Genomic DNA, 25,535 nt, shown 5'->3' with positions numbered 1-25,535 from the left:
AAGGCCTCTGCTATCGCCACCGGCCCAGCGTCACGCGGGGACCTTGGCGGTCGCCTCGATGATCGTGCGGAGCAGGTCGACGACGCGCGGGCCCCACCGGGAGGCGATGTCGTCGTCGAGCTCGACGACCTGGTTCTCCTGTACGGCGGTGATCGTCGCCCAGCCGGGTCGATCCTGGACCGACGCGACGCTCTGCTGGCAGCACTTGGTGTCGGCGAGGAAGACGAAGTCCGGGTTGGCCTTGACGATGACCTCCTCGGAGAGCTGCGGGTAACCGCCGCTCTCGCCGTCCGCGTCGGCCGGGTCGGCGATGTTCTCGAGCCCGGCGAGCGCGTAGAGCGAGCCGATGAAGGTCTTGCTGGTGGCGGTGTACAGCTCGGGGCCGAGCTCGTGGAAGTAGGTGAGCTTCTCCGCCCGCTCGGGCAGGTCGGCGACCAACTCCGCGATGTCGTCCTGCATCTGGCTGACCACGTCGGCGGCCTCGGCGGGGTGCCCGGTCAACGCGCCGACCTCGGTGAACTGCCGATAGGTGTCTTCCAGCGTGACCGCCGCCGGGGTGCGGAAGACCGGGATCTCCAGCGTGGTGAGTTGGTCCACGATCTTGTTCTGGTCGCTGGCGAGCAGCACCAGGTCGGGGTTGTGGGCGGCGATCGCCTCAGCGTTCGGCTGGAAGCCGGAGAGGTCGGTCCGCGGCGCCTCCGCCGGATGGTTGGAGTTGTCGTCGACCGCGACGACCTGCGGCCCCGCCCCGATCGCGAAGAGCATCTCGGTGGCGGTCGGCGACAGCGAGACGATCTTCTCCGGCTGCTGCTCCAGCGTCAGCGAGCCGACGGTTACCGGGAAGGTCGCGGCGCTGGACGCGCCGTCTTCGGCTGCGGGGGAGTCGGTGGTCTTCTCGGCGCAGCCGGCGAGTGCGAGCGCGGCCACCGCGAGGGCCGCGGTGAAGAACCGGGGGGTACGTCTGGACATCGGGCCTCCTGTCGGTCGAGGAGTTGGTGCTTCGCCGACAGGGACCGAGGTGCCCGTCCACGAGGCGCCCTTCCTCGAGAGCGCGTATCGCGACCGACCGCAGGCGACCTGACTCGTCCCCGGGATGACCCCGGGGCATCACAGTTGCGGGACAGTGCCGGTTTCCCACCGGCTTCGCTGCGGAATGGTCGGTAGCACCGTAGCGCACGGTCGCGCCGGCGCCCGGAGGGCCGCAGACGTGTGACGAGGTGGGGGTGGGGGCCCAGGGATGGGCCCCCACCCGGAATTCAGGAAACGGTGATGGTGACGTTGTCGACGGCAGCCTCGACGAGGCTCCCGCCGGCGGCATCCGCCGCCGCCACCTGGATCTGGATCGACTGGCCGGCGTACGGCGTCAGGTCGAGGTTGGCCACCGACCAGGAGGCGCTGCGGTTGGTCGCCGCCCCGGCCTGGTTGAGCAGGGTGGTGGTGCCGCCGCTGTGCACGACGCTGACCCGGAAGTAGTCGGCTGAGGAGGCGTTCGAGTAGTGCGCCAGGTACCAGGCCAACGAGAGCGTCAGCGTGCCGTTCGAGGGCAGGGCCACCGCCGGGGAGCGGGCGCTGGTCACGCCGCCGTCGATGTCGTGGGTGCCCGCCGAGGAGCCGGCGAGCCGGCCGGTGACCAGGTCGTTACCGCCCGCGTACGGGGTGAGCTGCTTGGCGCCGGAGTAGCTGGTCGCCTGGGCGGCACCCCGCTCCCACTGGCCGGTGGTGGCGCTGTCGGTGCCGTTGGGGTTGATCGTCCAGCCGGTCGCGGTCTCGAAGGTGTCCGCCCAGACCGTCTCCCCGCCGCCACCATCGCCGCAGTACTGGTCCTCCTTGCCGATCGCCCGGTACGGGCAGTCGGCGTACTCGGAGAGGAGCAGCACCGCTTCGCGGTTGCGGGCGGTCTCCGCCGGAATGACCTCATCGGGTGGGTAGAAGCCGCCGCCCGCGGCGGAGCGGGGGTACAGCTCGAAGGTGTACGCCCAGATCCCGTGCGCCCCCCACATCCAGTCGATGCTGCTGCCATCGGTGATGTACAGGTCGCTGGACTGCTGTGGGGTGTAGCCGTTGGTGGCCGCCATCTCCCCGCCGATGGTGGCGAAGGTGTTGTACTGGTCGGCGGTCATCCCCGGGGCGGTGTTGCTGTATGTGTAGCCGAATGGCCAGAGCACCAGCTCGGAGTAGGTGTGGAAGTCGATGTTGGCCTTGATCTGCTGGACTCCGCCGACGACCCGGCTGTCCACGAAGTCGCGCACCGCATCGGTCTCCGGGGCGGAGAAGGGCGACGGGCCCCGGTAGGTGCTCGACGAGGTGGAACCGGAGGAGCCGCCGCAGCAACCCCAGAGGTAGTCCCAGTTGCGGTTCAGGTCGGTGCCGACCCAGGACGAGCCGCTGTTCGGCTGCCGATTCTTGCGCCACGACCGGTACGAGCCGGTGGCGATGTCGTACTCGCTGCCGTCCGGGTTCACGGTCGGGACGATCCACAGTTCCCGGCTGTTGACCACGTCGGTGACCCGGGAGTTACTGCCGTAGTTGTCGGTGAAGAGGTTGAGCAGGTAGATCGCCATCTCCACGGTCAGGTGCTCCCGAGCGTGCTGCTGGGAGTTGAAGAGGATTTCCGGTTCGTCCTCGTCGGTCCCGACGTTGTCGGAGATCTTCACCGCCATCAGGTCCCGGCCCTCGTGCGAGGTGCCGATGCTGATCTTCCGCGCGATGCTGGGGTGCTCCGCCACCACCTGGTTCACCACCGCCGTCAGCTCGGCGTAGTTGTGGTAGTCGGAGTCGGCGGGCGGAAAGTCGGAGATGCCGACGTCCCCGTGGTCGTGATCGTGGTCGGCGTGGGTTACCGGAACCTCCTCCAGCTCGAAGCCCAGCTTGGTGATCGCGGTGGCCTCGGCGGCGGTGGCGGTGACGTGCAGGACGCCGTGCTCGGAGTAGTCGATCGCGGCGCCGGTGCTGGCGACCGCGCTGCGGTCGGTCAGGGTACGCGGGCCGAGCACCCGGTACTGGACGGCGGCCGACTCACCGCTGGGGTCCGGCGTGGTGTTCGCGGAGACCGGTGCCGCGGCGAAGGTAAGCAGGCCGAACCCCGCGGCGACGACGAGCGCGAGGCGGCGGCGAAGGGTGGGGGTGCGGAAGGCCATGGACAACCTCCTGATGAGCGCGGGAAACCTTCCCGCCTGGTACCGCACACTCCACCACCCAGCGCATGGTCATATCAATATTCTTCCATGCGTAAATTTGATGGGATCCCGGCCCGAGGTCAGGACTTCGGCGGGTCGCCACCCTGCTCCGCCGAGCCCATCCCGGTGGCGTCCTCGCCGCCCCGCTCCGCCGAGCCCGTCCCGGCGTCGTCCTCGCCGGCCAGCGCCGAACGCAGCCGCTCCTTCTCCGCGCGCCGTCGCTCGGCGGCGGCGGCCATCTCCTCGGCCATCTCCTCCCGCCACGGCCGCAGCAGGAAGAAGGCGAGCGCCGCCGAGAAGATCAACGCCACCATCAACTTGATAAAGAGATTCAACTCCACGAACCAGAGGGCCGCCAGCACGACGACAAACAGCCCGATCCGGCCCAGCGTGTACTTGACCGCCGCGCTCATCTCCGTACTCCGTTCTCCGCCGTCGACGGGCGACCTCAGCCCGTCCTCCGGGCCAGCCACCGCACACCGTGGAACCACACCACCGCGTACCCGACGGTGAAGGCCGCCGCGCCCAACCCGCCGGAGACCACCGGCGGCAGGTCAGCGGTGAGGCCGGCCACCACCAAGCCGAGGGTCAGCCCCACGGCCCCGGCCACCAGGCCCGCCACCACCCGGGCGGCGCCAAACCCCCAGGCGCGGAAGTCATCCCAGTAGAGCCAGGCCGGCAGGATCACCGCCAACCACCCGTTGGCCTGGCCGAACTCCCCCGAACTGAGCGAGGTGAAGCCCCAGTCCAGTGCCACCAACGCGAGCACCCCGATGACCCAGCCAGCCAGGCTCACCCCGAGCAGGTCACCCAGGGTCAGCACCCGCCCCTCGGCATCTCGCCGGGGAATTCTGTTGCGCTGCTCGGTCATGGCCCTACGAGGGTACGCGAACCGCCGGCCAGGACGATCAGGCCCACACCTGCTGCGGCTGCGCGCGACGGTCGGCGAGCGAGGGCGCGGCGTCGTACTCGCGCACGACGTCGTACCGGGTGTTGCGCTCGACCGGGCGGAACCCGGCGTCCCAGATCAGGTCCAGCAGGTCAGCCCGGTTCATGGTGCTCGGCGTGCCGTACGAGTCGGCATCATGGGTGATCTTGTATTCGACCACCGAGCCGTCCAGGTCGTCCACGCCGAAGTTCAGCGACAGCTGGGCGACCGAGAGCCCGTGCATCACCCAGAAGCACTTCACGTGCGGGACGTTGTCGAAGAGCAGCCGGGACACCGCGTACGTCTTCAGCGACTCCGCCGGCGAGGCCATCGTCGTCCGCGCCTGGATCTGGTTACGGATCTTGCCGTCCGCCGAGTCGACGAAGTCATGCTGGTAGCGCAGCGGGATGAAGACCACGAAGCCGTTGGTCTCGTCCTGCAGCTCCCGCAGCCGCAGCACGTGGTCAACCCGATGCCGGGGCTCCTCGATGTGCCCGTACAGCATGGTTGACGGGGTCTTCATGCCCTTGTTGTGCGCCAGCCGGTGGATCCGGGACCAGTCTTCCCAGTGGCAGGCGTGGTCAACGATGTGCTGCCGCACCTCCCAGTCGAAGATCTCCGCACCGCCGCCGGTCAGCGACTCCAGACCGGCGTCCATCAGCTCGTCCAGGATCTCGTCGGCGCTCAGTCCGCTGATCTTCTCGAACCACTGCACCTCGGTCGCGGTGAAGGCCTTGAGCCGGACGTTCGGCAGCGCCGCCTTCAGCTCACGGAGCACCTTCGGGTAGTAGCGCCACGGCAGGGTGGGGTGCAGCCCGTTGACGATGTGCAGCTCGGTGAGCTGCTCGTCCTCCATCTCCTTGGCCTTGCGGACCGCCTCGTCGATCCGCATCGTGTACGCGTCCTTCTCGCCCGGCTTGCGCTGGAACGAGCAGTACGCACAGCTGGCGCTGCAGACGTTGGTCAGGTTCAGGTGCCGGTTGACGTTGAACATCACCCGGTCGCCGTTGCGCTCGGTCCGCCGGTGATGGGCAAGCCGACCCAGCCAGGTCAGATCGTCGCTGTCGTAGAGGGCGATCCCGTCCGCGCGGGTCAGCCGCTCGCCGGCGTACACCTTCGCTTCGAGCTCGCGCTTGAGTCCGGCGTCCATCTCCAGCCCCGTCCTTCCGCCTGCGGTCCCGGTCGAGCCTACGTGGGCCGAGGAACCAGCGGTCAGCGCGGGCGGTGGGCCGCGACGAACCTCACCGCTCTCCTCCGTCGCCGTCAGCCGAATTCTCAGCCACTCGTAACCCGGCCATACATCGACATCGCTGCTCATCTGCGGTAGGACAGGGTGAAGCCGAGTGCGACACACCACTGGTAGCGTCCGGGCACCGTGTGCCCCCAATGCACGGATTAACCCAGACAAGGAGCGGAATGGGCGACAGCAGCTACGGACGGCGACCTCGACGAAGCCCAGTGATCTCGCCGGTGCTCCGTCCAAAGCTCTGGTCCGCGTTGCTGGGCATCATCGCCGCCGGTGCGCTCAGCGCGCCGGTCTACGCCGATCCGCCACTGCCCGACACCGTGCCCGACAGCGGCGCCCGCCCGGTCCTGTCCGGCCCACTGAGCCTGCCCGGCGGTGAATCGCCTGCCCCGTCGGCCACAACGCCGGTCAACAACCTCATCAACGGGCCACTCGCCACCCAGATCTACGCGGCCGAGGCCCGCATCGGCCAGCTGAGCGACGAGCTACTCCTGCTGAAGCAGCAGCGCACCGAGGCGGAGGCGCAGCTGGTCGCCGCCGAGCAGGAGCTGAACGTGGCCCTGACCGCGCTGGCCAAGGCCCAGTCGCGCGCCGATGCCGCGGCCGCCGACGCGCTCAAGGCGGCTGCGGCGTTACCCTCCGCGCCCTTCGCCGACGATCTCCAGGATCTGAGCGAGCTCTCCGGCCTCGCCCGGGGGAAGGACGTCGCCGGCGGGGAGAGCACCGCGGCGACCCGGGAGCTCAACCGTGCCCGCGCCGACGAGCAGGCCGCGCAGCAGGTGATGACAGCGGCGCAGTCTCGGCTACGTTCCGTCAACACCTCCTACGCCAGCACCGAGCAGGCGTTGCAGAGCGAGAAGGCGAAGCTCACCACTCTCCGCCGGGACAACGAAGCCCAACTGCTGGAGCTGGAGCGTCAGCAGGAGGCGGCGGAGCAGGCGCTCGGCGCGCAGTGGGTCGCCGACGAAACGGCGAACGGGCTCGCGGCGCACCCCACCGCCCGTGCGGCGGTCGGCTACGCGCTGGATCAGCTCGGTGATCCGTACCTCTGGGCGGCCGAGGGACCGGATCGGTTCGACTGCTCGGGCCTGATCTGGGCTGCCTACCGCTCGGCCGGCTACCGCAGCCTGCCCCGGGTCTCCCGCGACCAGTACTACGCGACCCGAAACCGCACCGTTCCGCGGACCGGCCTACTCCCCGGTGACCTTCTCTTCTTCGCCTCCGGGTCGAGCTGGACCAGCATCCATCACATCGGCATGTACATCGGCGGCGGGCGGATGGTCCACGCCCCGAGCAGCGGCGACGTGGTCAAGATCTCAACTGTGACCTGGTCGCGCCTCTACGCGGCGACACGAGTGGTCGACGGGGTCCCCGCGCCCACGTCAACCCCGACGCCCACGCCGACCGCCTCGACCACCCCGAAGCCGACACCGTCCCCCTCGGCCACGAGCACCCCGCCGCCGTCGACCAGCCCCAGCACCACCCCATCGCCCTCGACGAGCCCCAGCACCACGCCGTCGCCGTCGACCAGCCCCAGCACCACCCCATCGCCCTCGACCTCGCCAACCAGCCCCCCGCCCCCCACGACCAGCCCCAGCACCACTCCGTCCCCCACCGCCTCGCCCTCGGCGTCTCCGACCAGTACCCCACCGCCCACCACCTCATCCTCGGCACCCCCGTCCCCCACCGTCTCGTCCTCAGCGGTACCGACCGAGAGCTCATTCCTGCTGGGCTACGACAGCTCATTCCGGCTGAACTTCGGCGCCTTCCTGCCGTAGCCGGCGCGACCGCGCCGACCAGCCGGCCCGACGGGTCAGCGCCACATCCGTAGCCGGGACACCTGGGGTGGCCCGGCAGATGTCCGGTAGCCCTGCTCCGGCTGTGCTACCTGGACGGAATGTGGCACGGTGAGACCAGGCATTCCCGGCTCGGGTGGCACGAGTCCGGGTGCGAGCACGGCGCGGAGGGCGAACATGGCCGAACAGAACGACCCGGTGGACCCATCCGCCACGGACACGACGGTTATTCGGCCGGCGACGGGGCAGGCCTGGGTCTACCACCAGGCTGGCCCCAGAGAGCCCGAGCCGGTGCAGCCACCCGAGCCCATGCAACCACCCGAGCCGGTGCAACCACCCGAGCCGGTGCAACCGCCCGAGCCGGTGCAGCCACCCGAGCCATCCGTTCCAGACCCAGCTCCACCGGCACCCGAGCCGGCGCCGGCCCCCGGTCCCCACCCGCCGGGGCCGATCCGACCACAGCCGGCGCCACCTGCCCCGATACCCCCGACACCGGCGCCACCTGGGCCGCCGGTGCCCGCGCCAACCGACCCGGCGCCGACCTCCCCGTTCCCGCCACCACCGGCCGCCTCCGGCGGCAGTACCGGACCGTCCGGGCGAGCCAATGCCTCCGCGCCCGGCCCACTCCCCACCCCGCGCACCGCGACATCGCCGATCTCCGAGGTCCACCCGGAGTCACCACCGCCGGCGGCCTCGGCCGCCACCACCCAGGCCCTCCCCCCAACCAACCACCAGCACCCCACCCCGGCCTCGGCCGCCACCACCCAAGCCCTCCCCCCAACCAACCACCAGCAACGGCCGGGCATCGGGCACCAAAACCCGTATGAGGGTGACCTGAGCAGCCTCTACGGTGACGGGTCGGGCCTGTCCACCGTCGCCTTCCCGGTCAACCCGGTGGAGAACTCGGGCTCCCTGACCGGGCATATCCTCGCCCAGGGCCGGACAGAGATATCGAACGAGCAACGTCCCAGCAACACCCGGGTGCTGGCCGCCCTGGCCGCCTCGCTCGCCCTGCTGGTGGCGATCGGTGTGGTGGTCGTCCTCATCGCCAACAATGCGCTGGACGGTGCGTTCGAGAACCTGTCCAGCGGGTGAGCCCGCCCACTGTGCCCCGGCGGGTGTACGGCGCGGTGGGTCATCGCCGTACACTGGCGCGGAAACTGACCTGGCGTGCCCCTTCGCGCGCCCATGGGCGATCTTGCGGGTGATCCGGCGGCATTTCGTCGCGGCGGCCATCGCGAAGATGCGCCCCACTCGAAAGGCCATTCTTGACCACGTCGATCGACCCTGGCATGCCCCCATCCGCCCCCGAACTCGTCGACTTCGCCGCGCTCGGCCTGCCCCAACCCCTGGTCCGGACATTGGCCCGGCAGGGGATCACCACTCCGTTCGAGATCCAACGCGCCACCATGCCGGATGCGCTCGCCGGCCGCGATGTACTCGGCCGCGGCCAGACCGGCTCCGGAAAGACGCTGGCGTTCGGCCTCCCCCTGCTCGCCCGGCTGGCGGACGGGGAACGGGCCCGCTCCCGACACCCGCGCGCGCTCGTGCTGGTACCGACTCGGGAGCTGGCTATGCAGGTCAGCGACGCCCTGTTCCCGCTCGGCCGGGCGATCGGGGTGTTCCTGCGGACCGCGGTCGGCGGAGTGCCCTACGACCGGCAGATCAGTGCCCTACGACGTGGCGTCGAGGTGCTGGTGGCCACACCTGGCCGGCTCGCTGACCTCATTGAGCGGGGCGTCTGCCGCCTCGACGACATTGAGGTCACCGTGCTGGACGAGGCGGACCAGATGGCCGACATGGGGTTCCTGCCCGAGGTCACCGAACTTCTGGCCAAGACCCCCGCCGACGCGCAGCGGCTCCTCTTCTCGGCCACCCTGGACCGTGACGTGGACGCGCTGGTACGGCGCTTCATGACCGACCCGGTCACCCACTCGACCGCGCCACCGACGGCGGCGGTGGAAACGATGGATCATCACCTGCTGCTGATCCCACCGCAGGACAAGTTCTCGGTCGTCGCGTCGATCGCGGCCCGGGAGGGGCGGACGATGGTCTTCGCCCGGACCCAACTCGGCGTGGACCGACTGGTGGGGCAGCTCGCGGCAGTCGGGGTGCGCGCCGGCGGCCTGCACGGCGGCAAGACCCAGCGGATGCGTACCCGCACCCTGGCCGAGTTTCGGGAAGGCCGTACGAATGTCCTGGTCGCCACCGACGTGGCGGCCCGCGGCATCCACGTCGACGGCGTATCGCTGGTACTGCACGTTGACCCGCCGAAGGATCCGAAGGACTACCTGCACCGAGCGGGGCGGACCGCACGGGCCGGCGAGACCGGCGCGGTGGCGACCCTGGCACTGCCGAAACAACGCCGCGGCACCCTCGCCATGCTGGAGAAGGCGGGGGTGGCCCCGGCACAGACCCGGGTGCGAGCCGGTGACCCAGCGCTGGCCGAGCTGACCGGAGCCCGGGAACCGAGCGGCGTACCAGTTCGGGACGAGCCCGAGCCCGAGCCGCGCCGACGCGCTGGCCGGCCAGACGGGGCTCGCCGATTCCCGGACCGTCACCGCCGCGGCGAACCGGTACGTTCCGGCGATCGCCGCCACTCGGGCCGGTCGACGGAAGGCCGGTCGGAGCGGCGATCGGGGGATCGGCGGTTCGGCGGCCGCCCGGCAGCGAACACCTACTGACCGGCCGGCGCCGGGCCGGCCGGAGGGCACTCCTCAGGCCGGCCAGGCGCCGCTGGCCAGGAACCGCTCGATGGTCGCCAGATGTGGGGCGAGATCCAGCCCCTGGGCGGCCACCCAGTCGTCGGCGTAGTAGGTGTCGGCGTAGCGGTCTCCGGCGTCGCAGATCAGCGTGGCCACCGAGCCGGTCTTCCCCTCCGCGAGCAGGCCGGCGATCAGGCCGAAGGCACCCCAGAGGTTGGTGCCGGTCGAGCCGCCGAGCCGGCGGCCGAGCACCGCGGAGCCGGCCCGCATCGCGGCCAGCGAGGCGGCGTCGGGCACCTGCACCATCCGGTCCACCACCGATGGCAGGAAGGATGCCTCCACCGTCGGCCGCCCGATGCCCTCGATTCGCGAGCCGCGGCCGGTGCGCACCGACCAGTCGGAGGCCTGCCAGGCCGGATAGAACGCCGAGTTCTCCGGGTCCACCACGCAGAGCTTCGTGGGCAGCCGCCGGAAGCGGGTGTACCGGCCGATGGTGGCACTGGTGCCGCCGGTACCGGCTCCGACCACGACCCACGCCGGCACCGGGTGCCGCTCCAACGCCAGCTGCGAAAAGATCGACTCGGCGATGTTGTTGTTGCCCCGCCAGTCAGTGGCCCGCTCGGCGTACGTGAACTGGTCCATGAAGTGGCCGCCCGTGTCCTCGGCCAGCCACCGAGCCTCGATGACCACCTTGGCCGGGTCGTTTACCAGGTGGCAGCGCCCCTCCTGGAACTCAATCTTCGCGATCTTCTCCGGCGAGGTGGACGCCGGCATCACCGCGATGAACGGCAGCCCCAGCATCCGGGCGAAGTACGCCTCGGAGACCGCCGTCGACCCCGAGGAGGCCTCCACGATCGTGGTACCCGGGCCGATCCACCCGTTGCAGAGCCCGTAGAGGAACAGGGATCGGGCCAGCCGGTGCTTCAGGGAGCCGGTCGGATGCACCGACTCGTCCTTGAGGTAGAGGTCGATACCCCACGGCCGAGGCAGGGGGAACGGCAGCAGATGGGTGTCGGCGGACCGGTTGGCGTCCGCCTCCACGGCGGCAATCGCCTCGGTCACCCACCCCCGGCTCGCCTCGTCACACCGGTCCAGATGAGTCACGTCCAGCAACCTAGCAAGCCGGGCCGCCGCGGCCTGATCCTGGCCCGCGCGCAGTGACAGAGCTTTGCGCGGGGGTCGACCGGGCCCGACGGGCGGGTTGACCCCCGGGGGAGGTCACGAGGCGTGGTCTACCGCATCGGCTCGGGTCGGCGGCGAGCTGGCCGGTCAGGCCGGCGGCGTACCGACGGGCTGGGGGCGGTTCTCCCACTTGGTCGACAGGGCGATCCCGGTACGGGTGGAGGCGACACCGGGAGTACGGTTCAACCGTACGATCAGCGCCTCCAACTCCCCGATGGTGCCGACCCTCGCCTTGAGCAGGAACGACTCCACGCCGGCCATGAAATAGCAGGACTCAATCTCCGGAATGGCGCGGAATGCTTCCAGCACGTCGTCGGTGTCCGCGGCGGACTCCTCAATGATCTCGATCAGGGCGGTCACGCCCAGCCCGATGCTCTCCGGCTCGATCTCGGCTCGGTACGCACGGATGACTCCACTGGACTCCAGCTTGCCGACCCGCTCATGCACTGCTGGTGCCGATAGGCCCACCTGGCGGGCAAGCTCGGCGTACGAGAGGCGGGCGTTGCCCCGCAGCAGTTCGATAATGTTCAGGTCGATCGCGTCCACGGACTGTAGACCCTAGTAGCACTGACAGACCCTAATAGCACTGACCCACCCTCGGGCGTCCGGTCCCGATGGTCGGCCCCGCGCCCTGCCATTGTTGACGAACCAACCGCAACAGGGCACAGCTACGGGTACCATTGCCTAACCTCCTGATCAGTGCTTTTCTCGCGTTCGGCGGACACGACTGGCTGCCGGTGCTGTAATTGCCATACGTCCCTCATGACGGCTCTGGGCTCGCACCGCCGGGGGCAGTGTGTTCAGCCGGGGGCTTCGTCGATGCGAGGAGGGGGCTGTGGACACTGGAGATCGCCTGCTGACACCGGGTGAGGTCGCCGCGCTGTTTCGGGTGGATCCGAAGACTGTGACCAGGTGGGCGGCGGCTGGCCGGATAGGCAGCATCCGAACTCCGGGCGGGCATCGCCGATTTCGGGAATCCGAAGTTCGGGCCCTGCTCGAGGGCGAGGGAATGTTGGATGAGGCGGAGGGGATGGAGCGACCGAACAACGCTGGTCCCGCCGCCCCGACCGGCCCCGGACCCGGCCCGGCCAACGCCGGGATGTACTGAGGCGGTAGCCGGCGGGTGATCGCCGCCCGCTCCGCACCGCCACCGTCAGCTCGGGAGCGCGCCGCCACCGTCAGCTCAGGAACGCGCCGCCACCGTCAGCTCAGGAACGCGCCGCTCCCAACTCACCCGCCCAGCGCCGGAAGAGCGTGTGCGGCACACCCAGGGCATCCAGCACCTTCCCGGCGACGAAGTCGACCAGCTGGGCGGCGGAGGCCTCCGCTCCCGCCCCGTAGAAACCGGGGCTGGCGGGCAGCACCACCGCACCGGCGTCGTGCAGCGCGACCAGGTGCTCCAGGTGGCTCCGGGTCACCGGTGTCTCCCGCGGCACGACGACCACCGGGCGGCGCTCCTTGAGGTTGACCTCGGCAGCGCGTTGCAACAGGTCCTTGGAGAGCCCGATGGAGATCCCGGCGCAGGCCGCCGTACTCGCCGGGACGACCGCCATCCCACGTGCCCGGTAGGAGCCGCTGCTCGGCCCGGCGGCGAGATCGCCGGCCGGCCAGTGCCGGAGATCGGCTCCGCTCAGGTCGCGCCCCAACCAGGCGGCGAGGTCCTCCGCCCAGTGCCCGTCCCGGAACGACCGCCCGGTCTCGTCCAGGATGGTCAGCCGGGCCGCCCGGGACACGATCAGATCAACGGCTTCGCCCGCGTCCAGTAGGGCCCGCAGGACAGCAGCCGCGTACGGCGTGCCGGAGGCTCCGGAGACACCAACCACCCATGGTTCACGCATGGTCCCAGCCTGCCTGGTCACCCTCGGCCGCCGACGGGCACCCCCGGTTCCCTGGTCAGGGCCGTAGCCCGAGGCGTACCACCAGGTCAAGCAGGGCGAAGCCGAAGAGCGCGATCCCGACGAAGCCGTTCGCGGTGAAGAAGGCCCGGTTGACCCGGCTCAGGTCGGTCGGGCTCACCACCACGTGTTGGTAGGCGAAGGCGACCGCGGTCAGCGCCAGCCCGATCCACCAGAGCCAGCCGAAGCCGACCAGGGCGCCGAACCAGACGAAGAGCACGAAGGTCACCACGTGCGCGACGGTGGACGCGTGCAACGCGAACCGCAGCCCGTACCGGGCCGGAACGCTGTGCACGCCGATCTCCCGGTCCACCTCGGCGTCCTGACAGGCGTAGATCAGGTCGAAACCGCCGATCCACAGCCCGACCGCCACCCCGAGCAGCCAGGCCGGCCCGGAGCCGGCGAAGGTACCGGTCACCGCGAGCCACGCACCGACCGGGCCGACCGCCTGCGCCACCGCCAGGACCGCGTGCGGCCAGTTGGTGAACCGCTTCGCGTACGGGTAGCCGACCAGCGGTACGACCGCGAGCGGCGCCAGCACCAGACAGAGGGGGTTCAGCAGCGCGGCGGCGACCAGGAAGACCGCCAGGGCGACGCCCGCGCCGGCCCAGGCCGTACCCGGGCTGACCGCCCCGGTCACCAGTTCCCGGTTGGCGGTGCGCGGGTTCAGCGCGTCGATCCGCCGATCCAGGATCCGGTTGGCGGCCATCGCGAACGTCCGCGCCCCGACCATCGCCACGGTGATCAGTAACAGGTCGAGCCAGCGCACCTGACCGCCGTTGACCTGCATCGCGGTCAAGGCGGAGAGGTAGGCGAAGGGCAGCGCGAAGACGGAGTGCTCGATCGCCACGAGGTCGAGGAACGCCCGGATCCGCCCGCGCGAGTCCGCGCTGGCCGATGCGGCGCGGGCCGGGACGGCGAGGTCCCGCGGATCGGAGAAGCCGGACATCAGATGCCGTACTCCTTCCAGCGCTTGTCGACCAGCGACACCACCTCGGGGGACATGGTCATCTCCTCGGGCCAGCCCCGGGTGTAGCCCTCGCTGGGAAGCTTGCGGGTGGCGTCGACGCCGGCCTTACCGCCCCAGAACTGCTGGTACGAGGCGTGGTCCAGATGGTCCACCGGCCCCTCGGTGAGCAGCAGGTCCCGGGTGTAGTCCACGTTGCCGAAGGCCCGGAACGCGACCTCGTTGTAGTCGTGTACGTCGCAGTCCTCGTCCACGATCACGATCAGCTTGGTCATCGACATCAGGTGCGCGCCCCAGATCGCGTTCATCACCTTCTGCGCGTGCTTCGGGTAGCGCTTCCGGATCGACACGATCGCGCAGTTGTGGAAGACCCCGGCTGCCGGCAGGTCGTAGTCGACGATGTCCGGGATGAGCAGCTTGAGCAGCGGCTGGAAGATCCGCTCGGTGGCCTTGCCCAGACCGTGGTCCTCCTGCGGCGGCTTCGAGGTGACGATCGAGTGGTAGACCGGGTTGCGCTGCATGGTCATCGTCTCGACGTGCAGGACCGGAAACGGCTCCACCGGCGTGTAGTAGCCGGTGTGGTCCCCGAACGGCCCCTCGGGCAGCCGCTCACCCGGCTCCAGGTAGCCCTCAAGCACCACCTGGGCGTGCGCCGGCACCTGGAGTGGCACGGTCAGGCAGTCGACCATCTCGACCCGCTCCCCCCGCAGGAAGCCCGCGAACAGGTACTCGTCGATATCACCGGGGAGTGGGGCGCTCGCGGCGTACGAGATCACCGGGTCGCAGCCGATGGCGATGGCGACCGGCAGCCGTTGGCCGAGCCGCTCGGCGACCGCGTGGTGGGCGGTGGAGTCCTTGTGGATCTGCCAGTGCATGCCCAGCGTGTTCCGACTGTGCTGCTGAAGCCGGTAGAGGCCGAGGTTGCGCGCGCCGGTCTCGGGATGCTTGGTGTGGGTCAACCCGTAGTTGTGGAAGACCCCCCCGTCACCGGGCCACACCTGCAGGCCGGGCAGCCGGTTCAGGTCGACGTCGTCGCCCCGGTACACCACCTGCTGGCAGGGGGCCGTCTTGACCTTGCGCGGCGGCACCGACTTGAGCTGCATGACCTTGCCGAGGCCCTCCCGGATACCACTCCAGCCGACCGGCAACTCCGGCCGCACCAGCGCGCCGATCCGCGCCCCGATCTCGTCCAGCGACTCGACGCCGAGCGCCATCGCCATCCGCCTCTCGGTGCCGAACAGATTGATCGCCACCGGCATCTCGCCCCGGGTCGGCTGCTCGAAGAGGAGGGCCGGGCCCCCGGCCCGAACCGTCCGGGTGACGACCTCGCTCAGCTCCAGCGTCGGATCCACCGGGACGTCCACCCGCCGTAGCTCACCCGCGCGCTCCAGCGCCGCCAGGAAGTCCTTCAGATCGGAGTACGGAAAGCCACGAGCCGCCATACCCGCAAGTCTCCCCCACCGCCCGGCCCACCACCCCAGCCGGGGTGCGGGAACGGGGCCTCGAGCACGTGTCGTGCTCCGGGATCAGTCGAGGCCGCCGTAGGAGTGCAGCCCCTCGAAGAAGATGTTCACGCCGAAGAGGTTCATCATCACGGTGAGGAAACCCAGGATCGCGAGCCAGGTGGCCACGTTCCGTTTGACGCTCGGGGTGGCTCGGGCGTGCAGATAGCCGGCGTACACCACCCAGGAGATGAACGCCCAGATCTCCTTCGGGTCCCAGCCCCACGCACGACCCCACGCCGCCTCGGCCCAGATCGCGCCGGCGATCACCGCGAAGGTGAAGATCGGGAACGAGAAGGCGTGCAGCCGGAAGGTCAATCGCTCCAGGGCCGCCGCGGCCGGCATGCGCTTCGCCAACAGGTAGGGGAAGCTGCGCCGACCCTGCTCGTAGCCGGCCCGCATCAGGTAGGCGCACGCTGGTACCACGCCGAGCAGGAAAATGCCGGAGCTGAAGACGATCGTGGCGACGTGAATGATGAACCAGTAGGAGTTGAGCGCCGGCACCAGCGGCACGATCGGGGTGTAGAGCAGCAGCTCGGCGGTGGCCACCAGCAGCACCATCACCAGCGTCAGGAGCAGCCCGAGCCGGCGCAGCGTGGGGCGCTTCCAGAGCACGACGAACCAACTGGCGACCCCGATGAAGGAGACCGTCAGGACGAACTCGTACATGTTGCCCCAGGGCATCCGGTCGGCCGCGACCCCGCGGGCGATCAGCGCACCGAGGTGCAGCAGGGCGGCCAGCACGGTCACAGCGACCGCGCCCAGGCCGGCCATCCGGGCGCGGGCGGCGGTCCGCTGAGCGGCGGTGGCAGCACGGACGGTCGGCTCCGGCCCGGAACCCGCACCGCGGGCCGCCCCGACCCCGGCGCCGACCAGCTCGCGGGCGGGCGGGGCGACGCGAACGCGGGCGTTGCCCAGCGCGTACTCGACGGCGTGCACCACCATCGCGACCAGGTAGGCCAGGATCGAGAAGGTCACCAGCTGGTCGGAGAGTACGGACATCACTCGGCTCCTACTCGCGCTCCGGCCGGCCCATCAGGATCGGCCCGCCGCCCGGCTCCGCTGACCGCCGCGACGAGCCGGGTGAATTCGTCGGCGAAGCCGGGATGGTCAACGCGCGGCAGACCACCGGCGTCGACCAAACTACTACCGGGCGTCGAAGATTCACCCGCGGGGTCAGCCGGGCGTACCCGGAAGAAGACCCGCCGGCGGCGGCCGAAGAGCGAGCCCATCAGGCCCAGCAGCAGCGTGCCCGAACTGATAAGCAGCAGCGTCGAGCCCGGGTCGTACCTTACGGACAGGACGATGTACGGCTCGGTGCCCAGGAACTCCAACGTGGTGCCGTCGTCCAGGGTCCAGACCTCACCGACCTGAAGCAGCTGGGTGCCGACCTCCTTGACCCGGCCGGCGTCGACCTGCCGCTGGTCCAGCTTGTACACCGAGCCGGGGATACCGGCATCCAGCCCCAGATTGCCCCGGTAAGCAACGAGATTGAGCAGCGGATTGCGCTCGGTCGGGAACTCCGAACGGACGAACGGAGCCTGCTGAGGGGCGGTCGGCAGGTACAGACCGCTGAAGGCCACCTGGAGCTCCGGGTCCCGCTCACCGGTGGCCGGGTCGACGTTCGCGTCCGGGAAGGCCGCCAGCCCCTCCCCGGTCAAGCCGATGTCCCCGGTGCTCAGGAAGGGGTTCGGGCTGGTCTGGCTCCGCCCGAACCGGTCGGTGTAGCGGACCACCGGGGCGTATCCGTGGCCGAGCAGGTAGACGTTCGCCCCGTCCAGCCGCAGCGGCGAGTTCACCGAGAACTCCGCCGGGCGGGGGGTGCCGCCGTTCTCGTCCACGGTCACCTTGGCGTTGAAGAACTCCGGCTGGCCGTTGGACTCCAGGAACCTCGCCTCGAAGTCGTCCAGCTGCAGGCAGAAGCGGGGCAGATCGGCGCTGGCCACCTGGGGGCCGAACGACGTCTCGGCGTACTGCTGCTGCGTGTTGCAGAAGGCGTTGTCCGCGCCGGCGACCAGGACCCGGTTACCACTCCAGCCGTACCAGGAGCCGAGGGCGACACCGACGAGCACCACCACCAACGAGGCGTGGAAGAGCAGGTTGCCGGTCTCCTTCAGGTAGCCCTTCTCGGCCGACACCTCGTCGCCGCGTACCGCCACCCGCCAGCGGTGCCGGCGCAGCACGGCGGCGATCGCCGGCGCGCCACCGGCCGGGGCCGCGAACACGGTGTGCTGGGGCAACCGGTCCAGCCGCTTCGGCGCCGCGGGTGGCTTGGACCGCAGGGCACGGACGTGCTCACGCAGCCGGGGCGTGATGCAGCCGACCAGCGAGGTGAAGAGCAACAGGTAGATGGCGGAGAACCAGACCGAGCCGAACGCGTCGAAGGCGCCGAGCTGGTCCAGCACCGGCGCCAGATCGGGGTACGCGACGAAGTAGTCCCGGACGTCCTCGGGGTTGACGCCGCGCTGCGGCAGAACCGACCCGGGAATCGCGGCGATCGCCAGCAGGAAGAGCAGCACCAGCGCGGTACGCATGCTGGTGAGCTGCCGCCAGGAGTTACGCAGCAGCGCCAGTACCGGGTTGGGGCGGCGCCGGGGGGTCTCGGCCGGCGGTGCCGGCCGGTCGTCGGTGACCGTCATCAGATGCTTACCTGGCCCGTCCCGAAGGTGGTCTGCAGCAGGGTCACGAAGCTGGTCCACCCACCGGTGATGAGCGCGAGGCCGATCAGGATCAGCAATCCGCCGCCGATCCGGGTGACCCACCGGCTGTTGCGACGTACCGCCTGGAAGACCCCGAGCAGGCGGTGGAACCCCAGCCCGAAGAGGACAAACGGCACCCCCAGCCCAAGGCAGTACGCGACGGCCAGTACCACTGCCCGGTTGGTCTGCCCCTCGACGAGGGCCATCCCCATCACCGCACCGAGGGTCGGGCCGGTGCAGGGCAGCCAGCTGAGCGCGAAGACCGCGCCGAGCACCGGCGCGCCGAGCAGCCCGGCGGCCGGCAGCCGTTGGATACGCAGCTCGCGCTGCAGCCCCGGGACCACACCGAGGTAGCCCAGTCCGAGCAGCACCACCACGCCGCCGATGACGATCTCCAGCGTCCGCTCGTGGGCGAAGAGGACCTGGCCGACCGTGGTGACCAGGACCGCGGTGACGGTGAAGACGGCGGTGAAGCCGGCGATGAACAGCAGCGTGCCGGCGAGCACCCGGCCCTTGACGGCCGCGGTCCCAAGCCGGGCGGTCCGCTCCCGCACCGCGACCGCCCCGGCGCCGCCCCCCGGGTCTCCCCCGGCCACCGGTGGCGTGCGACGGGAGTCGTCGCCCGCTCCCCGACCTTCCAGGTCGGCGCCGGCCAGACCGGTCACGTAGGAGAGGTAGCCGGGCATCAACGGCAGGACGCACGGGGACAGAAAGCTGACCAGCCCGGCCAGCGCCGCCGTGCCGATGGCGAGCAGCAGTGGGCCGGACTGCGCGATCTCCCGGAACGTCTCGCCCATCAGTGGCCGCCGGTCGAGGCGGGCGACTCCGCGGCGACCCGCTCGACGATCGGTTGAAGCCCCTCCTGCCGGACTGCGGCCCGGATCACCGCCGCGATCCGCCCGTCCCGGTCCAGCACAACCGTCGCCGGGATGGTGTTCGGTGGGATGTCCAGCTCCAACGCCAGTCGGCTGCCGGGATCGAAGATGCTCGGGTAGGTGACCCGGCCCTCCTCGAAGGCGATCGCCTTGTCCCGGCTGTCCTGCACGTTGATGCCGAGGAAGGTCACCCCGGAGCCCTTGGTGGCCTGGTAGGTGGCCTCCAGGTCATCGGCCTCCGCTCGGCAGGGCGCGCACCACGAGCCCCAGAAGTTGACCACCACGACCTGCCCGCGGTCCTGCGCCACGTCGTAGCTGCCCCCTTCGAGCAGCTCACCGGCGAGCTCGGGCGCGGCAGAACGCTGATCCGGAGCGCACTCGATCACGCCGTCGGAGTTGGTACCGCAGGCCTGCCCCCAGTCCGGGGTGGCGCAGGCGGCGAGTGCCACCGCGACCAGGGTGGCGAGCAGACCGGCGGCCCACCTCCGGAGAGTCATCAGGCCCCCTTGGCGGTCCGAGCCGTCGACGACATCGCGATCAGGTGGGCGGCCGGCTCGGTGTAGCCGATCCCGACCACCTTCGCCCCCTCGAAGTGAAAGGTGGTGAGGCTGGCCAGCCCGCACTGCCGCTTGCGCGGGTCGTGCCAGAGGCGCTTTCGCTCGACGAATCGACGCAGCGTCCAGATCGGCAGCTGGTGGGAGACGAGCACCGCCTCCCGCCCCTGCGCAGCCTCCCGAGCGGCCTGTAGGGCGGCGAGCATTCGCTCCGCGATGGCGCGGTACGCCTCGCCCCAGGAGGGGGTGACCGGGTCCCGCAGCACCCACCAGTTTCGCGGGTCGCGGAACGAACCGTCGCCGGGTGAGACCTTCTTACCCTCGAACCAGTTCGCGCTCTCGATCAACCGCTCGTCGACCCCGATCGGAAGCCCGAACTGCGCGGCGATCGGCTCGGCGGTCTGCTGGGCGCGCTCCAGCGGGCTGGCGACGACGTGCACCACCTCCCGCTCGGCGAGGCCCTGCGCGGCGGCCTTCGCCATCTGCACGCCCAACTCCGACAGGCGGAAGCCCGGCAGCCGCCCGTACAGGATGCCCTCCGGGTTGTGCACCTCACCGTGTCGCAGCACGTGGACCACTGTCTTACTCACCGTCACTACCCCCCGTGACCTGCCGCGGCTGCCGCTGCCGCCGCCGCTGGCAGCGCCGCGGCGAGCTGCTCCAGGGCGGCGTCGTCAATCGCCGCCGAGACGAACCACGACTCGAAGGCGCTCGGCGGCAGGTAGACGCCGGCCGCCAGCATCGCGTGGAAGAACGCCCTGAACGCGGGCACCTGCTGGGCACTCGCGGTGGCGTAGTCGAAGACGTCGGCGTCGGTGAAGAAGATTGAGAACATGTTGCCGGCGGAGGACAGCCGGTGCGGCACTCCGGCGGCGGCGAGCGCCTCGCTGGCGAGCCGGCCCACGACGGCGGCCGTCTCGTCCAGCCGGCGGTAGAGGGCATCGTCGGCGAGTCGCAGCGTGGTGAGCCCGGCGGCGCAGGCGAGCGGGTTACCGGAGAGGGTGCCGGCCTGGTAGACCGGGCCGGCCGGAGCCAGCTGGGACATGATCTCCGCTCGCCCGCCGAAGGCGGCCGCGGGGAGGCCTCCCCCCATGACCTTGCCGTAGGTCCAGAGGTCGGCGGCGCAGGGGTCGAGGCCGTGCCACCCGGCGCGGGAGACCCGGAAGCCGGTCATGACCTCGTCCACGATCAACAGCGCACCGTTCGCGTGGGCGAGGGCGGCGAGGCGCTGGTTGAAGTTGTCGCGGGGTGCGACCACGCCCATGTTGCCGGCGGCGGACTCGGTAATCACCGCGGCGATCTGCGGGCCCTCGGCGGCGAAGACCGCCTCGACGGCGGCGAGGTCGTTGTACGGCAGCACGATGGTGTCCCCGGCCGCCGCGCCGGTCACGCCCGGCGAGTCGGGCAGGCCGAGGGTGGCGACACCGGAACCGGCGGCGGCGAGCAACGCGTCCGAATGTCCGTGGTAGCAGCCCGCGAACTTGATGATCCGGGTACGGCCGGTGTAGCCCCGGGCCAGCCGGATCGCCGACATGGTGGCCTCGGTCCCCGAGTTGACCAGCCGTACCTGCTCGACGGGCGCACGGTCAACGATCTCCGCCGCCAGTTCCACCTCACCCGGGGTGGGGGCGCCGAAGCTCGTGCCGAGCGCGGCGGCGGAGCGAAGGGCCTCCACCACGGCGGGGTGGGCATGCCCGAGGATCATGGGGCCCCACGAGCAGACCAGGTCGACGTAGCGCCGCCCGTCGGCGTCGTAGAGCCACGGCCCCTCCCCTCGGACGATGAAGCGCGGAGTGCCGCCGACGGCACGGAACGCGCGGACAGGGGAGTTCACCCCGCCGGGCACAAGAGCGCAGGCGCGGTCGAACAGGGCCTCGGAGGCCGGCGCGGCGGCCGGGTAGCGGCCGGGTCCGGCAGGGAAAACGTCGGTCACGATGTCGCCATTGTGTCAGCGTCGGCGGGCAGACCGGCAGGCACCCCGGGGACCCATGGGTTACCGCCACACCGCGGCCGGGGCCGCGGCAACTCGCCGTCATGGTGGCGTCGACCGGCCGCGTTAGGCTGGCCGGGTGGATCGTGCCGAACTGTCCATCACGTTACACCGGTTGGGGGACGAGGTTGTCCTTCGCCTCGCCGGTGAGATCGACATGATGACGGCCGCCCAGCTCTCCACCGTCGTCAACGAGGTGCTGACCGAACCGCCCCCACGGATTGTGCTGGACCTGGCGGCCGTCACCTTCTGCGACTCGCAGGGTCTGGGCACGCTGGTCGTGCTCAGCCGCAAGACCAGTCACTCCCAGAGTCTGCTGGTCCTCACCAACGTGGCCGAGTTCCTGCGCCGCGTCCTCGACATCACCGGCCTGCGGAGCGCCCTGATGATTCGCGACGACTGATTCTCAGCCGATGTTGCCCCAGCGGGCCTGCTCCAGCAGGCCGATCGCGCGCTGCACCGCCGCCGGGTCGGTCTCGGCGCGAAGCAACGCGGTGGCCTCGTCAATGGCGTCGGTTAGCAGCCGCCGCTGGGTCTCCTGCTCCTGGAGCAGGGTCGACTGCGCAGTCAGCTGCCCGGTCTTCACCCACAGGTCGACAAAGACCGACACCTTGGCCCGCAGTACCCACGGGTCGAACGGTTTGGTGAGGTGGTCCACCGCCCCCGCGGCGTATCCCCGCATCGCCAGCTGGGCGTCCTGGTCCGCGGAGGTGAGGAAGATGATCGGCACGTGCCGGGTTCGTTCCCGCCGCTTGATGTGACTCGCCGTCTCGAAGCCGTCCATCTCCGGCATCTGGGCATCCAGAAGGATCACCGCGAAGTCGTCAACGAGCAGCCGCTTCAGCGCCGCCTCGCCGCTCTCCACGGCGACCGACTGGACCTGGAGCCCCTGCAGGATCGCCTCCAGGGCCGTCAGGTTCTCCCGCCGATCATCCACCAGCAGCGCCTTCGCCAGCTGCGTCATGGGCCCTCCTCGCTCCGGCCTCCGCTGATCCAGGACGAGATGAGCTCGATCAACTCGTCCAGGTCAACGGGCTTGGTGATGTATCCGCTGCCCCCGGCCGCCAGCGCGGACTCCCGATCACCGGGCATCGCCTTCGCGGTCAGGAAGACGATCGGGAGGTCGGCGAAGCGATGGTTACGGCGGATCTGCCGCGTCGTCTCGTATCCGTCCTGATCGGGGATCATGGCATCCATCAGTACGATGTCCGCCTCTGGATGCTCGGCCAGCAGGCGTACGCCGTCGGCCCCGTTGTCCGCGTACAGCACGGTCATCCCGTGCAACTCCAAGGCACTGGTCAGGGCGAAGACCGTACGCACGTCGTCGTCCACGATCAGCACGGTGGCGCCGGCCAGCTGGCGGGTCGCCGCCGCCTCGGCGGTGCTGGGCAGCAACTCCACGGCGGGCATCAGTAGCGACGACGGGAGACCGGCCCGGCCGGGTGAGGGCGGTGCCGGCGCCACGACCGCATCCGGGGCCAGGACGTCGGGGAGGAAGAGGGTGAAGGTCGAACCCTGCCCGGGCACCGACGAGACGCCGATCGCGCCGCCCAGCAGCCGGGCCAGATCCCGACTGATCGACAGGCCCAGGCCGGTGCCCCCGTACCGGCGGCTGGTCGTGCCGTCGGCCTGCTGGAAGGCCTCAAAGATGATCGACAGCTTGTCGTCGGAGATGCCGATCCCGGTGTCCATGACGGCGAAGGCGACCACCTGCCGCGCGTTGGTCAACGCCGGCACGTCGAAGACCGCCGGCTCCGGCGCGGGGGCGATCCCCAACCGCACCGCCCCGGTGTCGGTGAACTTCATCGCGTTGGAGAGCAGGTTCCGCAGAATCTGCTGCAGCAGCTGCACGTCGGTGACGATCTCCTTCGGCAGTTCCGGACTGACCCGGACCTCAAAGTCGAGGCCCTTCTCCTCCGCCTGCGGGGCGAACGCCTGCTCGACATAGCCGCGGACCTCGGTGAACCGAAGCTCAGCCGGCTCGACGTCCGTCCGACCAGCTTCGATCTTGGACAGGTCCAGAATGTCGTCGATCAGCGTGAGCAGGTCGGTGCCGGCGTTGTGGATCGTCCGGGCGAACTCGATCTGTTTCGGGCTGAGGTTCCGCTCCGGGTTCTCCACCAACAGCCGGGCCAGCAGCAGCAACGAGTTCAGTGGCGTACGCAGCTCGTGGCTCATGTTGGCCAGGAACTCCGACTTGTACGCCGAGGCCCGGGTGAGCTGCTGTGCCGTCTCCTCCAGGCCCAGCCGGGCCAGCTCGACCTCCCGGTTCTTGGTCTCGATGTTGCCCTTCTGCTCGGAGAGGAGCTTCGCCTTCTCCTTCAGCTCCGCATTCGTCCGCTGCAGTTCGGCCGACTGCTCCTGCAGCTCGTGGGCCAGCCGCTGCGACTGGGCCAGCAGTTCCTCGGTACGCCGGTTCGCCTGGATGGTGTTGACCGCGACGCCGATGGTGAGGACGAGTCGTTCCAGGAAGGAGAGGTGCAGGTCGGAGAGGGCGGTCACGCTGGCGAACTCGATCACGCCGAGCAACTCGCCCTCGAAGATGACCGGTAGCACCACCAGATCAGCCGGTGGGGTGTCCGCGAGCCCGGAGCGGAGCCGGAGCCGGCTCTCCGCCGACCCGCGGACCCGGATCGTGCGCCGAGACAGCGCCACCTGGCCGACCAGCCCTTCGCCGGGGCCGAACGTCACGTCTTGGCCACGAGCGACGTAGCCGTACGAGGCGGTAAGCCGCAACCGGAAGTTCCCCTCGGCGTCATCCATCAGGAAGAACGCGCCGAGCTGCGCGTCCACCAGCGGCGTCACCTCCATCATGATCATGCGACAGACCTCGCCGAGATCCCGCTGCCCCTGCAGCAATCCACCGATCCGGGCCAGGTTGGAGTCCAGCCAGCCCTGTTCGGCATTGACCGTGGTCGTCTCGCGGAGGGTCCCGATCATCTGGTTGATGCTGTCGGTAAGCTCGGCGACCTCCCCCTGCGCCTCGACCGCGATCTGCTGGGTCAGGTCGCCGCGGGTCACCGAGGTGGAAACCTCGGCGATCGCACGCAGCTGAATGGTCAAGGTGGAGGCGAGCTGGTTGACGTTCTCGGTGAGGTCCCGCCAGGTCCCGGCGACGCCCTTCACCTGGGCCTGACCACCCAACTTCCCCTCGGTACCCACCTCCCGGGCCACCCGGGTCACCTCATCGGCGAACGACGACAACTGATCCACCATCGTATTGACGGTGTTCTTCAACTCCAGAATCTCGCCCTGCGCGTCAACCGTAATCTTCTGCCCCAGATCACCCCGCGCGACCGCCGTCGTGACCGAGGCGATGTTGCGCACCTGCGAGGTCAGGTTCGACGCCATCGAGTTCACGTTGTCCGTCAGGTCCCGCCAGGTCCCGGAGACCCCCTTCACCTGGGCCTGACCACCCAACTTCCCCTCGGTACCCACCTCCCGGGCCACCCGGGTCACCTCATCGGCGAACGACGACAACTGATCCACCATCGTATTGACGGTGTTCTTCAACTCCAGAACCTCGCCCTGCGCATCAACCGTGATCTTCTGCCCCAGATCACCCCGCGCGACCGCCGTCGACACCTGCGAGATGTTGCGGACCTGGCTGGTCAGATTGCCGGCAAGTTGGTTGACGTTCTCGGTGAGGTCCCGCCAGGTCCCGGAGACCCCCTTCACCTGGGCCTGACCACCCAACTTCCCCTCGGTACCCACCTCCCGGGCCACCCGGGTCACCTCATCGGCGAACGACGACAACTGATCCACCATCGTATTGACGGTGTTCTTCAACTCCAGAACCTCGCCCTGCGCGTCAACCGTGATCTTCTGCCCCAGATCACCCGTCGCCACCGCCGTCGACACCTGCGAGATGTTGCGGACCTGTGCGGTCAGGTTCGAACCCATGGTGTTCACCGAGTCGACCAGGTCCTTCCAGGTGCCGGCAGCGCCCCGAACGTCAGCCTGACCACCCAACTTCCCCTCGACGCCCACCTCCTGCGCCACCCGGGTCACCTCGTCGGC

23 protein-coding genes and 1 riboswitch are annotated in these 25,535 nt (G+C 70.0%); of the genes, 5 read left to right on the top strand and 18 right to left on the bottom strand.

The genetic code is table 11. The features are described from left to right. Nucleotides 1-30: 30 nt before the first annotated feature. From SALPAC3_RS0117175 to mqnE, 5 genes are all read right to left on the bottom strand, one after another. Nucleotides 31-969 carry an ABC transporter substrate-binding protein gene (locus tag SALPAC3_RS0117175; protein ID WP_018222440.1) on the bottom strand — a complete coding sequence of 313 codons (939 nt, stop codon included), beginning with the start codon at nt 967-969 and terminating at the stop codon, nt 31-33. Nucleotides 970-1,050: 81 nt separating this feature from the next. Then, nucleotides 1,051-1,174: riboswitch (cobalamin riboswitch) on the bottom strand. Nucleotides 1,175-1,256: 82 nt separating this feature from the next. Then, nucleotides 1,257-3,137 carry a M14 family metallopeptidase gene (locus SALPAC3_RS0117170; protein ID WP_018222439.1) on the bottom strand — a complete coding sequence of 627 codons (1,881 nt, stop codon included), beginning with the start codon at nt 3,135-3,137 and terminating at the stop codon, nt 1,257-1,259. Nucleotides 3,138-3,256: 119 nt separating this feature from the next. Further along, complete coding sequence (locus SALPAC3_RS0117165) at nt 3,257-3,589, bottom strand: DUF4229 domain-containing protein (protein ID WP_018222438.1); 333 nt, start codon at nt 3,587-3,589, stop codon at nt 3,257-3,259. Between the two features lie 35 nt (nt 3,590-3,624). After that, nucleotides 3,625-4,047, bottom strand: a complete 423-nt coding sequence (locus SALPAC3_RS0117160; RefSeq protein WP_018222437.1) for a hypothetical protein — start codon at nt 4,045-4,047, stop codon at nt 3,625-3,627. A gap of 37 nt (nt 4,048-4,084) precedes the next feature. Continuing rightward, the gene (gene mqnE / locus SALPAC3_RS0117155; RefSeq protein ID WP_018222436.1) at nt 4,085-5,254 is read right to left on the bottom strand and encodes an aminofutalosine synthase MqnE; all 1,170 of its coding nucleotides are present in this window, start codon (nt 5,252-5,254) and stop codon (nt 4,085-4,087) included. A gap of 266 nt (nt 5,255-5,520) precedes the next feature. Here mqnE and SALPAC3_RS0117150 point away from each other — a divergent pair, with 266 nt between their 5' ends. The 3 genes from SALPAC3_RS0117150 (at nt 5,521) to SALPAC3_RS0117140 (ending at nt 9,830) form a co-directional block, all read left to right on the top strand. Further along, nucleotides 5,521-7,128, top strand: coding sequence for a C40 family peptidase (locus tag SALPAC3_RS0117150; protein ID WP_232430523.1), 1,608 nt, complete (start codon nt 5,521-5,523; stop codon nt 7,126-7,128). Nucleotides 7,129-7,659: 531 nt separating this feature from the next. Continuing rightward, on the top strand, nt 7,660-8,241 hold the full coding sequence (locus tag SALPAC3_RS28410) for a superantigen-like protein SSL4 (RefSeq protein WP_050563700.1): 582 nt from the start codon (nt 7,660-7,662) through the stop codon (nt 8,239-8,241). A 197-nt stretch (nt 8,242-8,438) separates the two neighbouring features. After that, entirely contained in the window at nt 8,439-9,830 is a 1,392-nt protein-coding gene (locus tag SALPAC3_RS0117140) for a DEAD/DEAH box helicase (protein WP_018222434.1), read from the top strand. A gap of 33 nt (nt 9,831-9,863) precedes the next feature. On the opposite strand, the gene cds1 is transcribed toward SALPAC3_RS0117140, so the two are convergent. Both cds1 and SALPAC3_RS0117130 read right to left on the bottom strand, forming a co-directional pair. Then, nucleotides 9,864-10,964 (bottom strand): L-cysteine desulfhydrase Cds1, encoded by a 1,101-nt coding sequence (gene cds1 / locus SALPAC3_RS0117135; protein ID WP_018222433.1) that lies wholly within the window; start codon nt 10,962-10,964, stop codon nt 9,864-9,866. A gap of 156 nt (nt 10,965-11,120) precedes the next feature. Further along, nucleotides 11,121-11,579: an Lrp/AsnC family transcriptional regulator gene (locus SALPAC3_RS0117130; RefSeq protein ID WP_018222432.1), complete on the bottom strand. Its 459-nt coding sequence runs from the start codon at nt 11,577-11,579 to the stop codon at nt 11,121-11,123. Between the two features lie 289 nt (nt 11,580-11,868). On the opposite strand from SALPAC3_RS0117130, the gene SALPAC3_RS0117125 reads away from it, so the two are divergent. Beyond that, nucleotides 11,869-12,141 carry a BldC family transcriptional regulator gene (locus SALPAC3_RS0117125; RefSeq protein WP_018217206.1) on the top strand — a complete coding sequence of 91 codons (273 nt, stop codon included), beginning with the start codon at nt 11,869-11,871 and terminating at the stop codon, nt 12,139-12,141. 100 nt (nt 12,142-12,241) lie between these two features. On the opposite strand, the gene SALPAC3_RS0117120 is transcribed toward SALPAC3_RS0117125, so the two are convergent. The 9 genes from SALPAC3_RS0117120 to hemL all read right to left on the bottom strand — a co-directional run bounded on the left by SALPAC3_RS0117120 (nt 12,242) and on the right by hemL (nt 21,458). Next, nucleotides 12,242-12,871, bottom strand: coding sequence for a UbiX family flavin prenyltransferase (locus tag SALPAC3_RS0117120; RefSeq protein ID WP_018222431.1), 630 nt, complete (start codon nt 12,869-12,871; stop codon nt 12,242-12,244). A 55-nt stretch (nt 12,872-12,926) separates the two neighbouring features. Continuing rightward, nucleotides 12,927-13,877 carry a menaquinone biosynthesis prenyltransferase MqnP gene (mqnP, locus tag SALPAC3_RS0117115; RefSeq protein WP_018222430.1) on the bottom strand — a complete coding sequence of 317 codons (951 nt, stop codon included), beginning with the start codon at nt 13,875-13,877 and terminating at the stop codon, nt 12,927-12,929. Next, nucleotides 13,877-15,337: a menaquinone biosynthesis decarboxylase gene (locus tag SALPAC3_RS0117110; RefSeq protein ID WP_018222429.1), complete on the bottom strand. Its 1,461-nt coding sequence runs from the start codon at nt 15,335-15,337 to the stop codon at nt 13,877-13,879. Before SALPAC3_RS0117110 ends, mqnP begins: the two co-directional genes overlap by 1 nt. A gap of 84 nt (nt 15,338-15,421) precedes the next feature. Continuing rightward, the gene (gene ccsB, locus SALPAC3_RS0117105; protein ID WP_018222428.1) at nt 15,422-16,399 is read right to left on the bottom strand and encodes a c-type cytochrome biogenesis protein CcsB; all 978 of its coding nucleotides are present in this window, start codon (nt 16,397-16,399) and stop codon (nt 15,422-15,424) included. Beyond that, a complete protein-coding gene (resB, locus tag SALPAC3_RS0117100; protein WP_018222427.1) occupies nt 16,399-18,036 on the bottom strand; it encodes a cytochrome c biogenesis protein ResB in 1,638 nt (545 codons plus the stop codon). The genes ccsB and resB overlap by 1 nt, the downstream gene beginning before the upstream one ends. Then, nucleotides 18,036-18,893, bottom strand: coding sequence for a cytochrome c biogenesis CcdA family protein (locus SALPAC3_RS0117095; RefSeq protein ID WP_018222426.1), 858 nt, complete (start codon nt 18,891-18,893; stop codon nt 18,036-18,038). The genes resB and SALPAC3_RS0117095 overlap by 1 nt, the downstream gene beginning before the upstream one ends. Next, on the bottom strand, nt 18,893-19,468 hold the full coding sequence (locus SALPAC3_RS0117090; RefSeq protein ID WP_018222425.1) for a TlpA family protein disulfide reductase: 576 nt from the start codon (nt 19,466-19,468) through the stop codon (nt 18,893-18,895). Before SALPAC3_RS0117090 ends, SALPAC3_RS0117095 begins: the two co-directional genes overlap by 1 nt. Then, on the bottom strand, nt 19,468-20,121 hold the full coding sequence (locus SALPAC3_RS0117085; protein WP_018222424.1) for a histidine phosphatase family protein: 654 nt from the start codon (nt 20,119-20,121) through the stop codon (nt 19,468-19,470). Before SALPAC3_RS0117085 ends, SALPAC3_RS0117090 begins: the two co-directional genes overlap by 1 nt. Next, nucleotides 20,121-21,458, bottom strand: coding sequence for a glutamate-1-semialdehyde 2,1-aminomutase (hemL, locus tag SALPAC3_RS0117080; RefSeq protein WP_018222423.1), 1,338 nt, complete (start codon nt 21,456-21,458; stop codon nt 20,121-20,123). The genes SALPAC3_RS0117085 and hemL overlap by 1 nt, the downstream gene beginning before the upstream one ends. 136 nt (nt 21,459-21,594) lie before the next feature. Between hemL and SALPAC3_RS0117075 the strand changes: the two genes are divergently transcribed. After that, nucleotides 21,595-21,918 (top strand): STAS domain-containing protein, encoded by a 324-nt coding sequence (locus SALPAC3_RS0117075; RefSeq protein WP_018217216.1) that lies wholly within the window; start codon nt 21,595-21,597, stop codon nt 21,916-21,918. A gap of 3 nt (nt 21,919-21,921) precedes the next feature. On the opposite strand, the gene SALPAC3_RS0117070 is transcribed toward SALPAC3_RS0117075, so the two are convergent. Both SALPAC3_RS0117070 and SALPAC3_RS25995 read right to left on the bottom strand, forming a co-directional pair. Continuing rightward, the gene (locus SALPAC3_RS0117070; RefSeq protein ID WP_018222422.1) at nt 21,922-22,479 is read right to left on the bottom strand and encodes a response regulator; all 558 of its coding nucleotides are present in this window, start codon (nt 22,477-22,479) and stop codon (nt 21,922-21,924) included. Next, nucleotides 22,476-25,535, bottom strand: a 3,060-nt coding sequence (locus tag SALPAC3_RS25995; RefSeq protein ID WP_033774878.1) for a HAMP domain-containing protein, incomplete at its 5' end; no start/stop codon positions are given. The genes SALPAC3_RS25995 and SALPAC3_RS0117070, both read right to left, overlap by 4 nt.

Source organism: Salinispora pacifica DSM 45544, from assembly GCF_000378845.1.
GTDB lineage: Bacteria > Actinomycetota > Actinomycetes > Mycobacteriales > Micromonosporaceae > Micromonospora > Micromonospora pacifica.
This window is presented reverse-complemented; position numbering and strand designations above follow the sequence as displayed.

Coding starts and splice junctions, on each gene's coding strand:
- SALPAC3_RS0117175 (WP_018222440.1), bottom strand. CDS start 969: ATGTCCAGACGTACCCCCCGGTTCTTCACCGCGGCCCTCGCGGTGGCC.
- SALPAC3_RS0117170 (WP_018222439.1), bottom strand. CDS start 3,137: ATGGCCTTCCGCACCCCCACCCTTCGCCGCCGCCTCGCGCTCGTCGTC.
- SALPAC3_RS0117165 (WP_018222438.1), bottom strand. CDS start 3,589: ATGAGCGCGGCGGTCAAGTACACGCTGGGCCGGATCGGGCTGTTTGTC.
- SALPAC3_RS0117160 (WP_018222437.1), bottom strand. CDS start 4,047: ATGACCGAGCAGCGCAACAGAATTCCCCGGCGAGATGCCGAGGGGCGG.
- mqnE (WP_018222436.1), bottom strand. CDS start 5,254: ATGGACGCCGGACTCAAGCGCGAGCTCGAAGCGAAGGTGTACGCCGGC.
- SALPAC3_RS0117150 (WP_232430523.1), top strand. CDS start 5,521: ATGGGCGACAGCAGCTACGGACGGCGACCTCGACGAAGCCCAGTGATC.
- SALPAC3_RS0117140 (WP_018222434.1), top strand. CDS start 8,439: ATGCCCCCATCCGCCCCCGAACTCGTCGACTTCGCCGCGCTCGGCCTG.
- SALPAC3_RS0117120 (WP_018222431.1), bottom strand. CDS start 12,871: ATGCGTGAACCATGGGTGGTTGGTGTCTCCGGAGCCTCCGGCACGCCG.
- mqnP (WP_018222430.1), bottom strand. CDS start 13,877: ATGTCCGGCTTCTCCGATCCGCGGGACCTCGCCGTCCCGGCCCGCGCC.
- SALPAC3_RS0117110 (WP_018222429.1), bottom strand. CDS start 15,337: ATGGCGGCTCGTGGCTTTCCGTACTCCGATCTGAAGGACTTCCTGGCG.
- ccsB (WP_018222428.1), bottom strand. CDS start 16,399: ATGTCCGTACTCTCCGACCAGCTGGTGACCTTCTCGATCCTGGCCTAC.
- resB (WP_018222427.1), bottom strand. CDS start 18,036: ATGACGGTCACCGACGACCGGCCGGCACCGCCGGCCGAGACCCCCCGG.
- SALPAC3_RS0117095 (WP_018222426.1), bottom strand. CDS start 18,893: ATGGGCGAGACGTTCCGGGAGATCGCGCAGTCCGGCCCACTGCTGCTC.
- SALPAC3_RS0117090 (WP_018222425.1), bottom strand. CDS start 19,468: ATGACTCTCCGGAGGTGGGCCGCCGGTCTGCTCGCCACCCTGGTCGCG.
- SALPAC3_RS0117070 (WP_018222422.1), bottom strand. CDS start 22,479: ATGACGCAGCTGGCGAAGGCGCTGCTGGTGGATGATCGGCGGGAGAAC.